Annotated in this window: 11 protein-coding genes; 8 read left to right on the forward strand and 3 right to left on the reverse strand. The window is 58.5% G+C overall.

What is annotated here, in order from left to right; all coding sequences use genetic code 11:
• The first annotated feature begins 121 nt into the window (after positions 1 to 121).
• The gene (locus PMI34_RS17530; protein ID WP_008048974.1) at positions 122 to 1,081 is read left to right on the forward strand and encodes a DMT family transporter; all 960 of its coding nucleotides are present in this window, start codon (positions 122 to 124) and stop codon (positions 1,079 to 1,081) included.
• 130 nt (positions 1,082 to 1,211) lie between these two features.
• Here the strand turns inward: PMI34_RS17530 and PMI34_RS17525 are convergent, their stop codons facing one another.
• Entirely contained in the window at positions 1,212 to 2,606 is a 1,395-nt protein-coding gene (locus tag PMI34_RS17525; RefSeq protein ID WP_008048978.1) for a class II fumarate hydratase, read from the reverse strand.
• Between the two features lie 191 nt (positions 2,607 to 2,797).
• Between PMI34_RS17525 and PMI34_RS17520 the strand changes: the two genes are divergently transcribed.
• The 5 genes from PMI34_RS17520 to PMI34_RS17500 all read left to right on the forward strand — a co-directional run bounded on the left by PMI34_RS17520 (position 2,798) and on the right by PMI34_RS17500 (position 7,127).
• The gene (locus PMI34_RS17520) at positions 2,798 to 3,322 is read left to right on the forward strand and encodes a DUF2059 domain-containing protein (RefSeq protein ID WP_007997268.1); all 525 of its coding nucleotides are present in this window, start codon (positions 2,798 to 2,800) and stop codon (positions 3,320 to 3,322) included.
• Positions 3,323 to 3,334: 12 nt separating this feature from the next.
• A complete protein-coding gene (locus PMI34_RS17515; protein WP_008048982.1) occupies positions 3,335 to 3,634 on the forward strand; it encodes a BolA family protein in 300 nt (99 codons plus the stop codon).
• Positions 3,635 to 3,736: 102 nt separating this feature from the next.
• Positions 3,737 to 4,678, forward strand: coding sequence for an oxygen-dependent tRNA uridine(34) hydroxylase TrhO (trhO, locus tag PMI34_RS17510; protein WP_008048983.1), 942 nt, complete (start codon positions 3,737 to 3,739; stop codon positions 4,676 to 4,678).
• 3 nt (positions 4,679 to 4,681) lie between these two features.
• On the forward strand, positions 4,682 to 5,317 hold the full coding sequence (locus PMI34_RS17505; RefSeq protein ID WP_008048984.1) for a DsbA family protein: 636 nt from the start codon (positions 4,682 to 4,684) through the stop codon (positions 5,315 to 5,317).
• On the forward strand, positions 5,310 to 7,127 hold the full coding sequence (locus PMI34_RS17500) for an ABC transporter ATP-binding protein (RefSeq protein WP_008048985.1): 1,818 nt from the start codon (positions 5,310 to 5,312) through the stop codon (positions 7,125 to 7,127). The genes PMI34_RS17505 and PMI34_RS17500 overlap by 8 nt, the downstream gene beginning before the upstream one ends.
• A 2-nt stretch (positions 7,128 to 7,129) precedes the next feature.
• Here PMI34_RS17500 and PMI34_RS17495 read toward each other — a convergent pair whose 3' ends face one another.
• Positions 7,130 to 11,509, reverse strand: a complete 4,380-nt coding sequence (locus tag PMI34_RS17495; RefSeq protein WP_008048986.1) for a hypothetical protein — start codon at positions 11,507 to 11,509, stop codon at positions 7,130 to 7,132.
• Positions 11,510 to 11,946: 437 nt separating this feature from the next.
• On the opposite strand from PMI34_RS17495, the gene PMI34_RS17490 reads away from it, so the two are divergent.
• A complete protein-coding gene (locus PMI34_RS17490) occupies positions 11,947 to 14,406 on the forward strand; it encodes an EAL domain-containing protein (protein ID WP_008048987.1) in 2,460 nt (819 codons plus the stop codon).
• A 76-nt stretch (positions 14,407 to 14,482) separates the two neighbouring features.
• The gene (locus PMI34_RS17485; RefSeq protein WP_443216124.1) at positions 14,483 to 15,244 is read left to right on the forward strand and encodes a TenA family transcriptional regulator; all 762 of its coding nucleotides are present in this window, start codon (positions 14,483 to 14,485) and stop codon (positions 15,242 to 15,244) included.
• A 166-nt stretch (positions 15,245 to 15,410) separates the two neighbouring features.
• Here the strand turns inward: PMI34_RS17485 and PMI34_RS17480 are convergent, their stop codons facing one another.
• Positions 15,411 to 16,337 (reverse strand): GGDEF domain-containing protein, encoded by a 927-nt coding sequence (locus PMI34_RS17480; protein WP_008048989.1) that lies wholly within the window; start codon positions 16,335 to 16,337, stop codon positions 15,411 to 15,413.
• Between the last annotated feature and the right edge of the window lie 317 nt (positions 16,338 to 16,654).

The raw sequence follows: 16,654 nt of genomic DNA on the forward strand, positions 1-16,654 counted from the left end.
AACATCCCCCGGAGATTGCGACCCGCACAGTTTCATTCGCGGCCAGAAGGCAACTGTGCCTGTGTACGCCACAGCTCTGCGCCTAGAATGACGGCTCCTGTCAGTCGGCGTTGGGGTTCACATGCACATTTCATCGGGTCGCTGGGGTTACGGTCTGTTCCTGGCCTTATTGACCGCGTTGTTGTGGGGAATCCTGCCGATCAAGCTCAAGCAGGTATTGCTGGTGATGGACCCGGTGACGGTGACCTGGTTTCGCCTGATGGTGTCCGGAGGCTGCCTGTTCATTTACCTGGCGGCCACCAGGCGCCTGCCCAGCCGTAAGGTGCTCGGCCCTCGCGGTGGCTGGCTGGTGCTGATGGCAGTGCTCGGCCTGGTCGGTAACTATGTGTTGTATCTGATGGGCCTTGACCTGCTCAGCCCCGGCACCGCGCAACTGGTGGTGCAGATGGGCCCGATCATGCTGCTGATTGCCAGTCTGTTTGTGTTCAAGGAGCGTTTCAGCCTGGGGCAGGGGATTGGCCTGCTGGTGCTGCTGATCGGCTTTGCGCTGTTTTTCAACCAGCGCTTGAGTGAGTTGCTCACGTCGCTGACCGACTACACCGCCGGTGTGTTGCTGGTGTTGCTGGCGTCCACGGTCTGGACCTTCTATGCCCTGGGGCAGAAGCAGTTGCTGACGGTGTGGAATTCGCTGCAGGTGATGATGGTGATCTACCTGTTTTGCGCATTGTTGTTGACGCCGTGGGTGCATCCGCTCGAAGCGTTGCAATTGAACCCCATGCAGGGTTGGTTGCTGCTGGCGTGCTGCCTCAACACCCTGATTGCCTATGGCGCGTTTGCCGAGGCCCTGGCCCATTGGGAAGCCTCCCGGGTCAGCGCGACGCTGGCGATCACGCCGTTGGTGACTTTTGCTGCGGTTGCCATGGCTGCGTGGTTGTGGCCCGACTATGTGCATGCCGAGACGATCAATGGCCTGGGGTATGGCGGCGCGGTGCTGGTGGTGCTGGGTTCGGCATTGGTGGCGTTGGGGCCTTCGTTGATTGCCGGGTTGAAGGCTCGCAAAGTAAGGATGGCGGCCAGTTAGACCGCGTTATCGTTCATCGCGAGCAAGCCCGCTCCCACAGGTTTTGCGTCGTTCATCAACTTTGTGAACGACGCAAAACCTGTGGGAGCGTGGCTTGCCCGCGAAGACGGACTATCAGGCGCTACAGTACTCAGCCCTTGGCCCCAGCCTCCAGCATGTTCTCCGGCCTCACCCACGCATCGAACTCTTCGTCAGTCAGATACCCGAGCTGCAACGCCGCCTCGCGCAAGGTCAGGCCTTCGCTGTAGGCCTTCTTGGCGATCTCCGCCGATTTGTCATAGCCGATGTGCGGGTTGAGCGCCGTCACCAGCATCAGGCCACGCTCCAGGTGTTCAGCCATTTTTTCCGCATCCGGTTCCAGGCCTGCCACGCAGTGCTGCTGGAAGTTGCTGCAGCCATCAGCCAGCAAACGGATCGATTGCAGCAGGTTATGGATGATTACCGGTTTGAACACGTTGAGCTGCAGGTGGCCCTGACTGGCGGCAAAGCCGATGGCGACGTCGTTGCCCAATACCTGGCAGGCCAGCATCGACAGCGCTTCGCACTGGGTCGGGTTGACCTTCCCTGGCATGATCGAACTCCCCGGTTCATTGGCCGGTAGCCTGACTTCGGCGAAGCCTGCGCGCGGGCCGGAACCCAGCAGGCGCAGATCGTTGGCGATTTTCATCAGCGTCACGGCGAGGGTTTTCAGCGCGCCGGACAGCGTGGTCAGCGGCTCATGACCGGCCAGTGCGGCGAACTTGTTCGGCGCGGTGATAAACGGCAAACCGGAGAGGGCGGCCAATTCCGCGGCGATGGCTTCACCGAAGCCGTGGGGTGAGTTCAGCCCGGTGCCGACGGCGGTTCCACCCTGGGCCAGCTCGCAGACCGCGGGCAGTGCGCTGCGGATCGCCCGCTCGGCGTAATCGAGTTGTGCGATGAAGGCCGAGATTTCCTGACCGAAGCTGATCGGTGTCGCATCCATCATGTGGGTCCGGCCGGTCTTGACCAGTTTCATATGGCGGGCGGCCAGTTCGGCCAGCCCGCCGGTCAGTTCACTGATCGCCGGCAGCAAGTGCTGTTGCACCGCCTGGACGGCGGCGATATGCATGGCGGTGGGGAAGCAGTCGTTGGAGCTCTGGGAGCGATTGACGTGATCGTTTGGGTGCACCGGGGACTTGCCGCCACGGGGGTTGCCGGCCAGTTCGTTGGCGCGACCGGCGATCACTTCGTTGACGTTCATGTTGCTCTGGGTGCCGCTGCCGGTTTGCCAGACCACCAGCGGAAACTGGTCGTCGTGGTCGCCGGCGAGCACTTCGTCGGCTGCCTGCTCGATCAGGCGGGCGATATCGGCGGGTACGTCGCCGTTGCGATCATTGACCCGTGCCGCGGCTTTCTTGATCAGCGCCAGGGCATGCAACACGGCCAGCGGCATGCGTTCGTTGCCAATGGCGAAGTTGATCAGCGAGCGTTGCGTCTGAGCGCCCCAGTAGGCTTCATCCGGGACTTCAACCTGGCCGAGGCTGTCGGTTTCGATACGGCTCATCTTGCTCACTCCTGTAGGTCCGATTGCGCAGTTTAGGCCGTGATCGACGGCCGTGGTTCCATCAGTCTGAATTTGACCATTCAACCCCTCTAAATCAGTCGCGACAAGGCTTGGGGTTGAGCGACACACTTTTTTAGGCGCAGAATGGACGCCCTTGGGGTCTTACCTCGCCAGCTAGAAAAGGAAACTCGATGACTCGTCTTCGTGCCATCTGTACCGCCGTTGCTTTGGTCTGCGCCAGCGGCCAGGTTCTTGCCGACACCGCCAGCCATAACGCCAGTGCCGAGGCTTTCCTGACCATGGCGCACGCTGACAAACTGGGCACTCCGGTGTACATGCAAGTACAGCAGATGTTTGCCCAGCGTTTCGAACAGACCAAAGCCCCTGAGTCGAAAAAGGCCGTGCTGGAAACCTACCAGGCCAAGGCCAACGCCGCTCTGGACCAGGCCATTGGCTGGAATAAGCTGAAACCGGACATGGTCAAGCTCTACACCACCAACTTCACCGAATCCGAGCTCAAGGACCTGGTTGCGTTCTACCAGTCGCCACTGGGCAAGAAAGTCCTGGAAAAAATGCCTCAGCTGACCCAGCAATCGGCCCAGATGACCCAGGCCAAGCTGGAAAGCGCGGTGCCTGTGGTCAACAAGCTGCTGGCTGACATGACCGCCGAGCTGACGCCGAAAGACGCGGCTGCTCCAGCCAAGAAAAAGCCTTAAGCGGAGTTCGGTATGACCATGCAACAACGCATCGAATCGACGCTGGCCCTGCTTCAGCCCGAGCATCTGCAAGTGCTGGATGAGAGCCATATGCACAGCCGGGGGCTGCAAACCCATTTCAAGGCTGTGGTGGTCAGTGCGCAGTTCGAAGGCTTGAACCGGGTCAAGCGCCACCAGAAGGTCTACGGCACGCTTGGCGAGCTGATGGGCGAGTTCCATGCGTTGGCGCTGCATACCTACACGCCAGAGGAATGGGCCCGGATCGACGCGGCTCCGGCCTCGCCGACCTGTGCCGGCGGCAGCAAGCACTAAACACAGGTTTTTTGTTAGAATGCCCAACGCGCCGCTCACCCGGCGCGTTTTTTTTCGCATCCGGTTCACCCCTTACGAGGGTAGCCACCTGGAGATTCACCCATGACACAACAGATTGTCGTGGCGGCACTGTATAAGTTCGTCACCCTGGAAGATTACGTCGCCCTGCGCGAGCCCCTGCTGCAAGCGATGGTCGACAACGGCATCAAAGGCACCCTGCTGATTGCCGAAGAAGGCATCAACGGCACCGTGTCCGGCAGCCGCGAAGGCATCGACGGGCTGATGGCCTGGCTCAAGAACGACCCGCGCATGGACGACATCGACCACAAAGAGTCGTACTGCGATGAGCAGCCGTTCTACCGCACCAAAGTCAAACTCAAGAAAGAAATCGTCACCCTTGGCGTGGAAGGCGTGGACCCGAACAAAAAGGTCGGCACCTACGTCGATCCGCAGGACTGGAACGCGCTGATCAGCGACCCGGAAGTGCTGTTGATCGACACCCGTAACGACTACGAAGTCTCGATCGGTACCTTCGAAGGCGCCATCGACCCGAAAACCACCAGTTTTCGCGAATTTCCCGATTACATCAAAGCCAACTTCGACCCGGCCGTGCACAAGAAGGTCGCGATGTTCTGCACCGGCGGCATCCGCTGCGAGAAGGCCTCGAGCTACATGCTCAGCGAAGGCTACGGTGAGGTTTTTCACCTCAAGGGTGGCATCCTGAAGTACCTCGAAGAGGTGCCGCAGGAAGAAACCAAGTGGCAGGGCGACTGCTTCGTGTTCGACAACCGCGTGACCGTTCGTCACGACCTGAGCGAAGGCGACTACGATCAATGTCATGCCTGCCGCACGCCGGTGAGCGTGGAAGACCGCGCGTCCGAGCATTACGTGGCCGGCATCAGTTGCCCGCATTGCTGGGATAAGCTGAGCGAGAAGACCCGTCGCAGCGCGATCGACCGGCAGAAGCAGATCGAACTGGCCAAGGCTCGTAACCAGCCTCACCCGATCGGCTACAACTACAAGCAAGCATCCTCCGAGGCCTGAACCATGTCTGCGCGCCTGCTCTATGTGATGGACCCGATGTGTTCCTGGTGCTGGGGGTTTGCCCCGGTGGCCAACGCACTGGTCGAGCAGGCGCAAGCCGCGGGTGTGGATGTGCATCTGATCGTCGGTGGTTTGCGCACCGGTAGCGGTGCGGCGCTGGAGCCGACCACTCGCCGCTACATCCTTGAACACTGGCAGGCTGTCACCGAGGCCACCGGCCAGCCGTTCAAGTTTGAAGGCGCGTTACCCGATGGTTTTGTCTACGACACCGAGCCGGCCTGCCGGGCACTGGTGACGGCGCGCGGACTGGCGCCGGATTGCGCCTGGAAGCTGCTCGGGCTGATCCAGCAGGCGTTTTATGTCGAAGGCCGGGACGTCACCCGCGCCAGCGTGCTGGTGGAGTTGGCCGAACAGGCCGGCGTACCGCGCATCGAGTTCGCCGCCGCTTTCGACCGTGCCGACATGCACACTGCGACTGATGCCGATTTCACCTGGGTCCAGGACCTGGGCATTGCCGGTTTCCCCACTCTGCTGGCCGAGCGTAACGGCCAACTGGCGTTGTTGACCAATGGCTATCAGCCGTTGAGCGAGTTGTCCCCGCTGCTCGGCCGCTGGCTGGAGCGTGCTGCCTGTGCATGATCTGCCTGATGATGTCGCTACCGCTAAACGTGTCGACCGTCTGAGCTGGGCGGAAATCCGTCGCCTGGCCCTGCATCACAAGAAATCCCTGTGGATCGCCAACGGCGTGGCCGTGCTGGCGACCTTGTGCAGTGTGCCGATTCCCTTGCTCCTGCCATTGCTGGTGGACGAGGTGTTGCTGGGGCACGGTGACGCCGCGCTGAAGATCATGAACCACGCGCTGCCCGAAGGCTGGCAAAAAGCGGCGGGCTACATCGGCCTGATGCTGCTGGTGACCTTGACCCTGAGGTGTACGGCGTTGCTGTTCAACGTGGTGCAGGCGAAATTGTTCGCCGGGTTGGCCAAGGACATCGTCTACCGCATTCGCATACGCCTGATCGAACGGCTCAAGCGTATCTCGCTGGGTGAATACGAAAGCCTGGGCAGCGGCACGGTGACCACGCATCTGGTCACCGACCTGGACACACTGGACAAATTCGTCGGTGAAACCCTCAGCCGTTTCCTCGTGGCCATGCTGACCCTGGTCGGTACGGCGGGCATTCTGATGTGGATGCACTGGAAACTGGCATTGCTGATCCTGCTGTTCAACCCGCTGGTGATCTACGCCACGGTGCAGTTGGGCAAACGGGTCAAGCACCTGAAGAAACTCGAAAATGACAGCACTTCGCGCTTTACCCAGGCGCTGACCGAAACCCTGGATGCCATCCAGGAAGTTCGCGCCGGCAACCGTCAGGGGTTCTTCCTCGGTCGATTGGGGCAACGCGCCCGTGACGTGCGCGACTATGCGGTGAATTCGCAATGGAAAACCGATGCGTCGAACCGGGCCAGCGGTTTGCTGTTCCAGTTCGGCATCGATATTTTCCGTGCCGCGGCCATGCTCACGGTGTTGTTCTCCGACCTGTCCATCGGCCAGATGCTCGCGGTGTTCAGCTACCTGTGGTTCATGATCGGTCCGGTGGAGCAACTGCTGAACCTGCAATATGCCTACTACGCTGCCGGCGGTGCGCTGTCGCGGATCAATGAGCTGCTGTCGCGCGATGATGAGCCTGAATACCCGGGCGGCGTCGACCCGTTCATCGGGCGCGAGACGGTCGGGCTGGAAGTACAAGGGTTGAGCTTCGGTTATGGCGATGAACTGGTCCTGAACCAGATGAACCTGTCCATCGCCCCCGGCGAAAAGGTCGCGATCGTCGGCGCCAGTGGCGGGGGCAAGAGCACGCTGGTGCAACTGCTGCTGGGCTTGTACACGCCGTTGGCCGGAACCATTCGCTTTGGCGGTTCGACCCAGCAGGAGATTGGTCTGGAAACCGTGCGGGAAAATGTTGCCGTGGTCCTGCAACATCCGGCGCTGTTCAACGACACCATCCGGGCCAACCTGACCATGGGCCGCGAGCGCAGTGACGAGGCCTGCTGGCAGGCACTGGAAATCGCCCAATTGCACGGCACGGTCCGGGATTTGCCCAATGGCCTGGACAGCGTCGTCGGGCGCTCAGGCGTGCGTTTGTCCGGCGGGCAGCGTCAACGCCTGGCCATTGCCCGGATGGTGCTGGCCGAGCCCAAGGTGGTGATCCTCGACGAAGCCACATCCGCGCTGGACGCCGCCACCGAGTACAACCTGCACCAGGCACTGGCGCGGTTTCTGAGCAACCGCACCACGTTGATCATTGCCCACCGTCTTTCGGCGGTGAAACAAGCCGACCGGGTGCTGGTGTTCGATGGCGGGCAAGTTGCCGAGGACGGCGACCATCAGCAACTGATTGCCGACGGTGGCCTGTATGCCAAGCTTTATGGTCATTTGCAGCGGTTGTAGGTTTAACTCCACAGCACTTGGAGCGCGTTTTTCCCACCGTCGTAGCCGAACTCTTTCATCACGATCGAGCACGACTCGCAAGGGGGCATCGTCGTGGCGATGTTGACGGATTTGATTGCCTTGGGATCGGGGTATTTTTCCCGAATCACGCGGATCAACTTGCTTTCGCTGTCCAGTGACGTCGGTTTTTTCGACTGCGCCGGATTGTATTTTTCGATGTCCTTGATGGTCGCCGGCACGGCCAGCAACTTGCCCTCGACGGTCACGTCAAGGGAGGTATAGGGAAAGCTCTGATTCATGTCGATATTGAAGTAGGTCGAATCACCGACCGGAACTGAATCCGCTCCAAGATGTTGCTTGAACAGCGGCAAGTGACCGGTTGTTTGCTGGGCACCGGACACGCTGACGTAGATTTCCCGTTGCCCACTGCTGGTAATGACGTCGGCGTAGGCAATGTTTCTCGGATTGAAGGAGCGTTCGCGTTTGGGTATCAACTGGTGCAGCTTCTGCATGGTCTGGTTGATCCTTAGCGCGCTGTTGGCATTATTGGCGTCGATCGTCGGCTCCATGAACAAGGTATCGAAAATATTGGCGGTGCTTTGACGCAAGTCCTCCGGAGCGTCCTTGCTCCTGCTCCATGTCGTGGCTCCTTTAGGCAGTCGAGTGACGATCATTCGGGTTGAATGATCGAACATCAGTGCTTCTCCAGGACTGGTGTCGACCTTCAGGAGTTTCATGTTGCCCGGAGGGTTAGATTTCGTTCCGATCGGAATGGCGATCTCGTCCATGGTTTTCATGGCGAGCTCAAGGGCTTCTTTACTATGGATGCGCGCGATGTTATTGGCGCTCAATGACCCGGTGTACACCGTTAGCAGTTCCGCACCCAGGGTGCCTTTAGCCAAGTCAGCCTTGAACAAGCGTTTCAATGTCAGCGGCTCGCTCAGGTTTTGGCCCTTGGGCACTGTCGCGACGTAATATTTGTCGGTGTTGATTCGGCTGAAGACATAAGTGCTCGATTCATCGATGGATGGCACCAGAATGGCCCCGATCCGGTGCGGGTCCTCGGCGCCCTCGTAAACCCCCTTGACTTCGATACGGCCATAAATGCCTTTGCGGAACATCAGGTTGGCCGGCATCTCGCGGCGGGGCACCAGCCACTTCTTGTCAAAGCCAAGTTCGGTGATGTCACCAGGGTAAAGGGTCGGTTTGTTGTCGATGACCTGATAAAGATTTCCCTCATGGGTTATAAACTGACCGTCATGACCTGGCCGGGTAACCGCTTCAGCCACCCTGTCGCCAAACCAGGGGGCGTAACCTTTGGTTTCGTCGAATGAGCCGACCTCCGGTGTTGGGGCGGGCGTTCCTGTCACAAAACTGCTGAGGCATTCGCTGCCGTTGTTTGGCGCGCGGCGTGGCCGGCAGGGGACTGACGTCAATGCGCTGCTGTCATCGATCATCTCGATGCGGCGCAGGTCTTCGCCATCCAGGCGGTAGGGAACGTCGTCGATGAAGACTGTCGTGCGCCCATCGATATCGAACTGATAGCGAACCTGCGCCTGATCCGGGAGTTCGATGAAAACCAGATCGTCGGTTTTTTCCACGGTGCTGTAGCTGGAGCGCCCGAGTGAAAGCTCATGATTCCGGGTGGTGATCCGGGGCCCGTAGGGCCTGGTGGACAGCGGGTCAAACAAGTAATGGTGGCCGTCGATCTTGCGTACCGGAACGTCTTCGATGCCTTTGACGATGGCTAACTGGTCGGCGTCCGTCAGCGGCTTCCAGCGTCCCGGTTCAGTGATCTGGGGCAGGCTGTCGAAAAAGTCATAGCTATCGGCTCTCCCCGCGAGTTTTTTCAACTGGAGCATCGCCCGCTTTTCCAGATAGACGACTGCACGCCCTGCGCTTTTTATGCCACTGCCAGTAAGCCGCAGCAGATCCACTGAACCGTCCAGGGGGTTGAAGTTTTTCAGACTCGAGGTCACCAGTTTTCGGGATAGATTCGCCATTCGCGGCAACGTTGCCCGAATCCCCATTCTGCCGGCATTGGCGGTCAAGCGGATGCTGCCGGCAGCGAACTTACCCAAGGGAACCATGAATGACACGATATCGAGCGCTAGTCCGATCACGCCGAGGACGCGATCACCGAACTTATCCGATTGAAGGTCTTCGAGGCTGCCCCAGAATGGTACGAAACCCTTGAGGTTATGCAGCCAGTGTTCCTTGTTACTGTCGCGTTCGAATTGAGTGACTCCCCAGGCTTCGCGACGAAGTTCCTGTTCATCAAGATAAAACAATCGGGCTGCAATAAACGACGCGATTTGTCGTGTACGGGGGGATGTCAGCGTGAGGTTGGGAAAATGGTCGTGATGTGCCGTTGACATTGCAGTAGGAGAGAGGGCATCACCGAGCTGGTCAAGAATCGCGAGACAGGTGCTGCCTGATTTCGGGGGCATGCCGGAATCATGGGCACTACGATCGAATGGCAGGCGATGTGGGCGTATGGCGATATGGAAGTCATAGTCTTCCTCAACCAGGCGGTTGACGAAGTAAAATTTGTCTCGGGTGCCTCCGACATGGGCGGTTGTCACATCAGTGCGCGGCCTTATGACACCAGCACGGGGCAGGCACTCATAGAAGCGCACGGCGTTGTCGTAAGTGGCTTGCAGCACAAACCCCATGCGCGCCCTGAGCGGCAGCGTATGTGTTGCAGTTTCTTCTTCGGCCTTGCGCCCGGTCTCATCCCTGAGGCTGAGAACCCTGACCTCACCCTGCTCCAGTATCTTGCGATCAGCCCACGGCAGCGTGACCAACAGGCTTTTGATCAGGTTTTCGTAGGCTATTTTTTTCTTGGCCAGATAGTTTTTGAATTGCTCGTCGAACAGGGCTGCAATGTCAGGCAGCGTGCGATTGACTGGAAACAACTGTACGTGGCGAGTCTTGGAATCTACCGGGCCTGATTCAAATTTGCGTTCAGATGACAGTCTGATCCAGTGTCTCGCGGTTTTGCCGTCGCTGCTGATGTACCACTTGTGATCGGGGCTCAAGCCATCCGAGGCATATACTTCCACCAGCGGCCAGGTTTTATGCGGTACGTCCGGTGTGTCCAGAAGACTGCGCTCAACGCGCTTGCCTGAACGATACAGGTTGCGCATCACTCTGGTGGCAACAGGGGCCGGCATAAGGTCGTTGGCCAATGCCCGCTTTAGTTGTTGTTCCGCCAGTTTCAGCCGGTCTGGAGGCGCCACTTCGAGTTGGACAATTGCCTCATTCAATTGCGCCTTGTGGTTTTCCAGCGCTTGCAAGGCGCTCAGTTTGTCCTGCGTAGCGTCGCCAGTTTGCGCACCCGGCTGCACTGCACCGGTTGCATTTGTCCACGCCAACGCCGCTGGAACTCGCGTCAGGTCAATCAACTGGTGCAGAGCGTCGGTGGCATTGCGGATTTTCTTCAGCGGCAGATCGGTGATTTGCTGGAAGGTCAGTCGTTGCAGCAGGGCCGGGTCCAGTGCATGGGCGAGATGGGCGCCGTGAACGAAATTGACCCAGACGACAGAAGTGGCGTATGGCAAGTCGTGGGGGATGTCGCGCACCTGAAATTCAACCGGGAACCAGGCTTGACAGAGCCTTCCCAGCAACGCTGTTTCGGTCGGCGTTGTCGTGCGAAATGAGTCTTCCAGGTGCTGCCGGAAGTTCTTGAGGATATTCGCGTAGCTTTGGCCTTGATTGGCGCGTTGTTGCAATTGATAGCCGGCAATGCTGTGTGGCGCTTCGGTACACGTCAGGTCGTACCATAGTCGCAATGCCTCCAGCAGCAGTTTTTCACCAATGTCCGGAACCGTTACTTCGTCGGGTTTGCTGCCGTACCAATCGAGTTCTTCCAGCAGGCGTTGGGCCAGGTTGCGTGCCTTCGCAGTGTCGAGCAAACGCTCAAGACAGGCGGTGGGCTGGACCGCCAGTTGATGGGGGGTCAGCGGTGGTTCGATTTCACTGGTCAGGGCGTCGATGACGGAGCTGGCTTCATTGGTGACCAATTCGCTGACGACGTCGAGAATCAGGGTGTGGTCGTGTGGTTCTATCAGTTCACTGATTTGCAGACCCTGCTCCAGATTCAATCGGTGAATGGCGCGTTTCTCCTCCACCTCTTCAATCAGTCGGGTCAGGGAATCGGTGTTTTGTGCAATTGGCAACGCAAGTCCGTAATACTTCAGGAACTGTGACAGAGGCAGCAATCTGTCGGTGCGGATGTGTCCACCTATGTTCATCAACGCTCGTTGAAAGGCTCGAATATCGCTGGTGGAACTTGTTACATCCTCGATTGTGTATGTAGTGACGCCATCCTTGAAGCTTGTGGAGAACACACACTGATCGGCGATGCCGGTGACTTCCATCAGCAGTCCTTCAGGGGTTCGAAGATATTCGGACAAGGCCCTGTTGCCGGCGTTTTCGATAAGCCCTGACAGTAGGGTTTGCGCGTGGCTGTGCTCCATGCCCAGGGGAGAATCTGCCTCGGGAGGCATGTAAAAGTATCGCAAGTCGGAAGATGCCGTTTGCACAGATCGTAATGCGGTCAGTAATGCCCTGAATTCGGCTTGATGACTGGCACGTCGTTGTAATGGGGTGGGATTCGAGTTTGGGGATAGCATGAGAATACGGCTCTTGAAATGGAGTAGAGCCGTCAGTGTCAGAATTTTGTGTACTCCGGATGCGGTACATATGTAATGCATGTTGTACCGTATCTGGCTTGCTGGAAACGGGAACGCCCCCTAGTCTAGCGGTAGCGATTTCGTCCGGAAGGCGAGCAAGCAGTGCTAATGCAAGGGACCTCATGAATCAAACGCGGACTCTCGGAACGCCACGGCTGTTGGGCATCGTCTGGCCATTTATTGCCGTTGTGGTGTTTCAAGCCTTGTTGGGCGGCGTTAGCCTTTACGTGCTGTCGGCGGTTCGCGGCTATGTTGCCGGCGAAAGCCTGTGGTCCAAGGGCCAGAAGGACGCCATCTATTACCTCAACCTCTACGCCGACAGCGGCGACGAAGCGATTTTTCATAAATACCAGAACGCCATTTCCGTACCTCAGGGCGGGCATGAGTTGCGCGTGGCGCTGGATCATCAACCGCCGAATATCGAGGCGGCACGTGTGGCGATTCTCAAGGGGGGCAACCACCCGGACGACGTTTCCAGCCTGATTTGGCTTTACCTCAACTTTCGTCACTTCAGCTACCTCGAAAAAGCCATCAACCTCTGGACCGTGGGTGATGCCTATCTGGTCCAACTCAATGACGTTGCGCGGGACATGCATCAGCACATCGCTGCCGGCCCGGTCTCCGGTGTGGATGTACAGCGCTGGAAGGATCAGATCTTCGCCATCAATGACGGCGTGACGCCGGCGGCAAAGGCGTTCAGCGATGCCTTGGGTGAAGGTTCGCGGGTGATTCTGCGTTTGTTGCTGGCGACGAATCTGGCCACCGCCCTGGGCTTGATTGCATTGGCCTTGATGCGCACCCATAAACTGCTCAAGCAGCGCCATGCCTTCGCCGATGCGCTGCAAGTAGAGAAAGAACGGGCGCAGGTCACCCTGCAATCGATTGGTGATGGAGTGATCACCACGGATGTTTCCGGTGCGATCGCCTACATGAATCCCGCGGCCGAGGCGTTGACCCATTGGAAAGCCGAGCAGGCGACGGGGTTGCCGCTGGCGGCGCTGTTCAACCTGCTGGACGAAAATGCCCAGACCGATGGTTTCACCCTGATCGAGCATATTCTGAGCGGTCAGCTCAGTGGCGGCAGTGAACACTCCAAACTGATTCAACGCCTGGACGGCAGCACGGTGTCGGTCACGCTGGTGGGCGCGCCAATCCGCAATGCCGGCAAAGTCAGCGGGACGGTGCTGGTGCTGCATGACATGACCCAGGAACGGCAATACATCGCCAATCTGTCGTGGCAGGCGACCCACGATGCCTTGACCGGGCTTGCCAACCGTCGCGAGTTCGAATATCGCCTGGAACAGGCGCTGCACAACCTGACCCGCCATTCGGGTCGCCATGCCCTGATGTTCCTCGATCTGGACCAGTTCAAGCTGGTCAACGATACCTGCGGCCACGCGGCAGGCGATGAGCTGTTGCGACACATCTGCGCGCTGCTGCAATCCGGGCTGCGCGAAGGCGACACCCTGGCGCGCCTTGGCGGCGACGAATTCGGCATCCTGCTGGAAAACTGCGCACCGGAAGCGGCGGAGAAAATTGCCGAAAGCTTGCGCCAGACAGTGCAGAATTTGCATTTTGTCTGGAAGGGCCGGCCTTTCGTGACCACTGTCAGTATCGGGCTGGTCCATGTCGCGCAGAATCCGACGACGCTCGAAGCTTCGCTGCGTGCTGCCGACATGGCGTGCTACATGGCCAAGGAAAAGGGCCGGAACCGGGTCCAGGTCTATCATCCGGATGACTCGGAACTGTCCCTGCGCTTCGGCGAAATGGCCTGGGTGCAGCGTTTGCACATGGCGCTGGAGGAAGACCGCTTCTGCCTGTACGCCCAGGAAATTGCCCCCTTGGGCCATGTCGATCAGGGCAGCGGGCACATTGAGATTCTGCTGCGATTGCATGATGAAGCCGGGCGGATGATCTTGCCCGACAGCTTCATTCCTGCAGCTGAACGCTATGGTCTGATGAGTTCGATCGATCGTTGGGTGGTGCAGAACGTGTTCAAGGTCATCGCCCAATGCCGGGTCGAGCAAGGCCACGGGCCGCTGGCCATGTGTGCGATCAATCTGTCAGGCGCGACGATCGGGGATGAGGCGTTCCTGGACTTCTTGCGCGAACAGTTTGTGACGCATTCGATTCCGCCTGAAATGATTTGTTTTGAAATTACTGAAACCAGTGCCATTTCAAATCTTGGCAGCGCCATTAGATTCATTAATGAACTCAAAGGCTTAGGCTGCCATTTTTCCCTGGACGATTTTTGTGCCGGAATGTCCTCATTCGCGTACCTGAAACATTTGCCTGTAGACTTCCTGAAGATCGACGGGAGTTTCGTAAAGGATATGCTGGACGACCCGATTAACCGCGCCATGGTCGAAGTGATCAATCACATTGGCCATGTGATGGGTAAGCGCACGATTGCCGAGTTTGTCGAAACGCCCCAGATCGAGCAGGCATTGCTGGAAATCGGGGTGGATTATGCTCAAGGGTATGTGATTGAACGCCCGCAGTTGTTTACCTGCGACAGTTTGCTGAGTCGCCCTGCCAGGCCTCAGCCGCTGCTGTTCAAGGCGCCTGGCACGTTCCGTTGAAACTCCTGTCGGTCTTACAATCACAATCAAAAGGAGCTCGACAGTGATCGATACATTCAACCGAACCGGACCGCTCATGGAAGCTGCAAGTTACCCTGCCTGGGCCCAGCGCCTGATCCAGGATTGCAGCGAGAGCAAGCGCCGGGTTGTCGAACACGAACTGTACCAACGCATGCGAGACAACAAGCTCAGTGCGAAGACCATGCGCCAGTACCTGATTGGTGGCTGGCCGGTGGTCGAACAGTTCGCGTTGTATATGGCACAAAACCTGACCAAGACCCGTTTTGCCCGTCATCCCGGCGAAGACATGGCCCGTCGCTGGCTGATGCGCAATATCCGTGTCGAATTGAATCACGCCGACTACTGGGTGCACTGGAGCCGCGCGCACGGTGTCAGCCTGGAAGAGTTGCAGGCTCAGCAGGTTCCCCCCGAGCTTCACGCCCTGAGCCATTGGTGCTGGCACACCAGTTCAGTCGACTCGCTGATCGTCGCGATTGCCGCCACCAATTACGCCATCGAAGGGGCGACCGGAGAATGGTCGGCGGTAGTGTGCTCCAACGGTATCTACGCCGCCTCGTTCCCCGAGGAAGATCGCAAGCGGGCGATGAAGTGGCTGAAGATGCATGCCCAGTACGACGATGCCCATCCATGGGAAGCCCTGGAGATCATCTGCACATTGGCGGGCACCAACCCGAGCAAATCCCTGCAGGTGGAGCTGCGTCAGGCTGTTTGCAAGAGCTACGACTATATGTACCTGTTTCTCGAACGTTGCATGCAATTGGAGCACGCAGAACGGGCACTGGTCGTTCGTGAGCGGATGGCACTGGCCGAAGGCTGATTCAAAGTCTGCTTGAAACAACTGTGGGAGCGGCGGTGCGACGATTCGACTTGCTCGCGAAAGCGGTGTATCAGGCGGCATGGATGTCGCTGATATTCCGCATTCGCGAGCAAGTCGAATCGTCGCACCGCCGCTCCCACATTGGTTTATGTGGTGGCTGAAAAAATCAGCCCGCCATCTCCAGCCGGTTACGCCCTTCGCGCTTGGCCACATACAACGCGCTGTCTGCCCGTCGCAACAGGCTTTCGGCAGACTCGCCGGGCAACAGGGTCGAGCAGCCGAGGCTGACCGTCAGCAGGATCCTGCGACCATCGGCCAGGTACTCTTCAGACTGCGCTGCAAACCGCAGCCGCTCACCGACCATGGCAGCGGCCTCGCGACAGGTATTGGACAGCAGGATCAGGAATTCTTCACCGCCATAGCGGAATACCATGTCCACGTTGCGCAGCTGGTTTTTGATCGAGGCAGCGACCGCCTTGAGTACGTCATCGCCTGTGCTGTGGCCATGGGTGTCATTGACTTGCTTGAAATGATCGATGTCCAGCATCAGCACCGACAACGGTTGCAGATGGCGCCGGGACAGCTCGATTTCCCTTTGCAGCGTCTGGTCCATGGCGATGCGGTTACCGGCGCCTGTCAGCGGGTCGCGCAGTGCGTTTTGGGTGGCGGTACGGTACAGCAGCGCATTGCGCATCGGGAAAAGCAGCGCGGCCAGCAGTGATTCGAGATTGCCTTGCTCCTGTTCGCTGAAACGCTGATTGCGGCGGAAAACCAGCTCACCCAGATGTTCGCCTTCGTGGCTGAGGCTGTAACTGATGGAGTGGTGGCCGCGTTGGCCGAACTCCAGGCGCAGGTCACTGCTCTTGTGCTGGTAGCACAAGGCGTCCAGCGGCACCAACCGCTGAATCTCGCGATAGAAAGTCCCAAGAATGCGTTGCGGCTCCAGACTGGTTTGCAACTGCAGGCTCAGTTGCTGGCGCAATTGCGCAAGACTGACAGGTCTTTCCAGGAGGGGCGGCTGCTGACCAAAGCCCAGGCGCTGCAATTTGGCGCTATCGAAGTCAATTGCGTTGGTCTGGGAGGGTGGTTTCATAAGGCGTGCGCCCCTAAGCAGTAAGGCTGTCTTACAAGCAGGGTGAGAGCGGCTTAGGGCTGCGCGTCGTACTGGTCCGTCAGTCCCGTAGGACATTTCGTACAAGTTTAATCCGCTTTGTAGAAGAAGAGTAATCTCTGGACTCAAGCTTCACCCCCGTCTGCTTTCACGTTACATGTCTGAGCAAACTTAGAGCGAAAGTCGTGCCATTCGGTTCATCCGAATAAAAGCCGTATTAAATCAATAGGTTGATGTTCTTCTGCTTCCTGTGTAGCGCAGGGTGTGACGTTTGTTTGACAGGTGCCTGGTTCGAATCC

It is taken from the genome of Pseudomonas sp. GM74, from assembly GCF_000282455.1.
GTDB lineage: Bacteria > Pseudomonadota > Gammaproteobacteria > Pseudomonadales > Pseudomonadaceae > Aquipseudomonas.

Coding starts and splice junctions, on each gene's coding strand:
- PMI34_RS17490 (WP_008048987.1), top strand. CDS start 11,947: ATGAATCAAACGCGGACTCTCGGAACGCCACGGCTGTTGGGCATCGTC.
- PMI34_RS17505 (WP_008048984.1), top strand. CDS start 4,682: ATGTCTGCGCGCCTGCTCTATGTGATGGACCCGATGTGTTCCTGGTGC.
- PMI34_RS17480 (WP_008048989.1), bottom strand. CDS start 16,337: ATGAAACCACCCTCCCAGACCAACGCAATTGACTTCGATAGCGCCAAA.
- PMI34_RS17485 (WP_443216124.1), top strand. CDS start 14,483: ATGGAAGCTGCAAGTTACCCTGCCTGGGCCCAGCGCCTGATCCAGGAT.
- PMI34_RS17530 (WP_008048974.1), top strand. CDS start 122: ATGCACATTTCATCGGGTCGCTGGGGTTACGGTCTGTTCCTGGCCTTA.
- PMI34_RS17525 (WP_008048978.1), bottom strand. CDS start 2,606: ATGAGCCGTATCGAAACCGACAGCCTCGGCCAGGTTGAAGTCCCGGAT.
- PMI34_RS17515 (WP_008048982.1), top strand. CDS start 3,335: ATGACCATGCAACAACGCATCGAATCGACGCTGGCCCTGCTTCAGCCC.
- PMI34_RS17495 (WP_008048986.1), bottom strand. CDS start 11,509: ATGGAAGTCACCGGCATCGCCGATCAGTGTGTGTTCTCCACAAGCTTC.
- PMI34_RS17520 (WP_007997268.1), top strand. CDS start 2,798: ATGACTCGTCTTCGTGCCATCTGTACCGCCGTTGCTTTGGTCTGCGCC.
- trhO (WP_008048983.1), top strand. CDS start 3,737: ATGACACAACAGATTGTCGTGGCGGCACTGTATAAGTTCGTCACCCTG.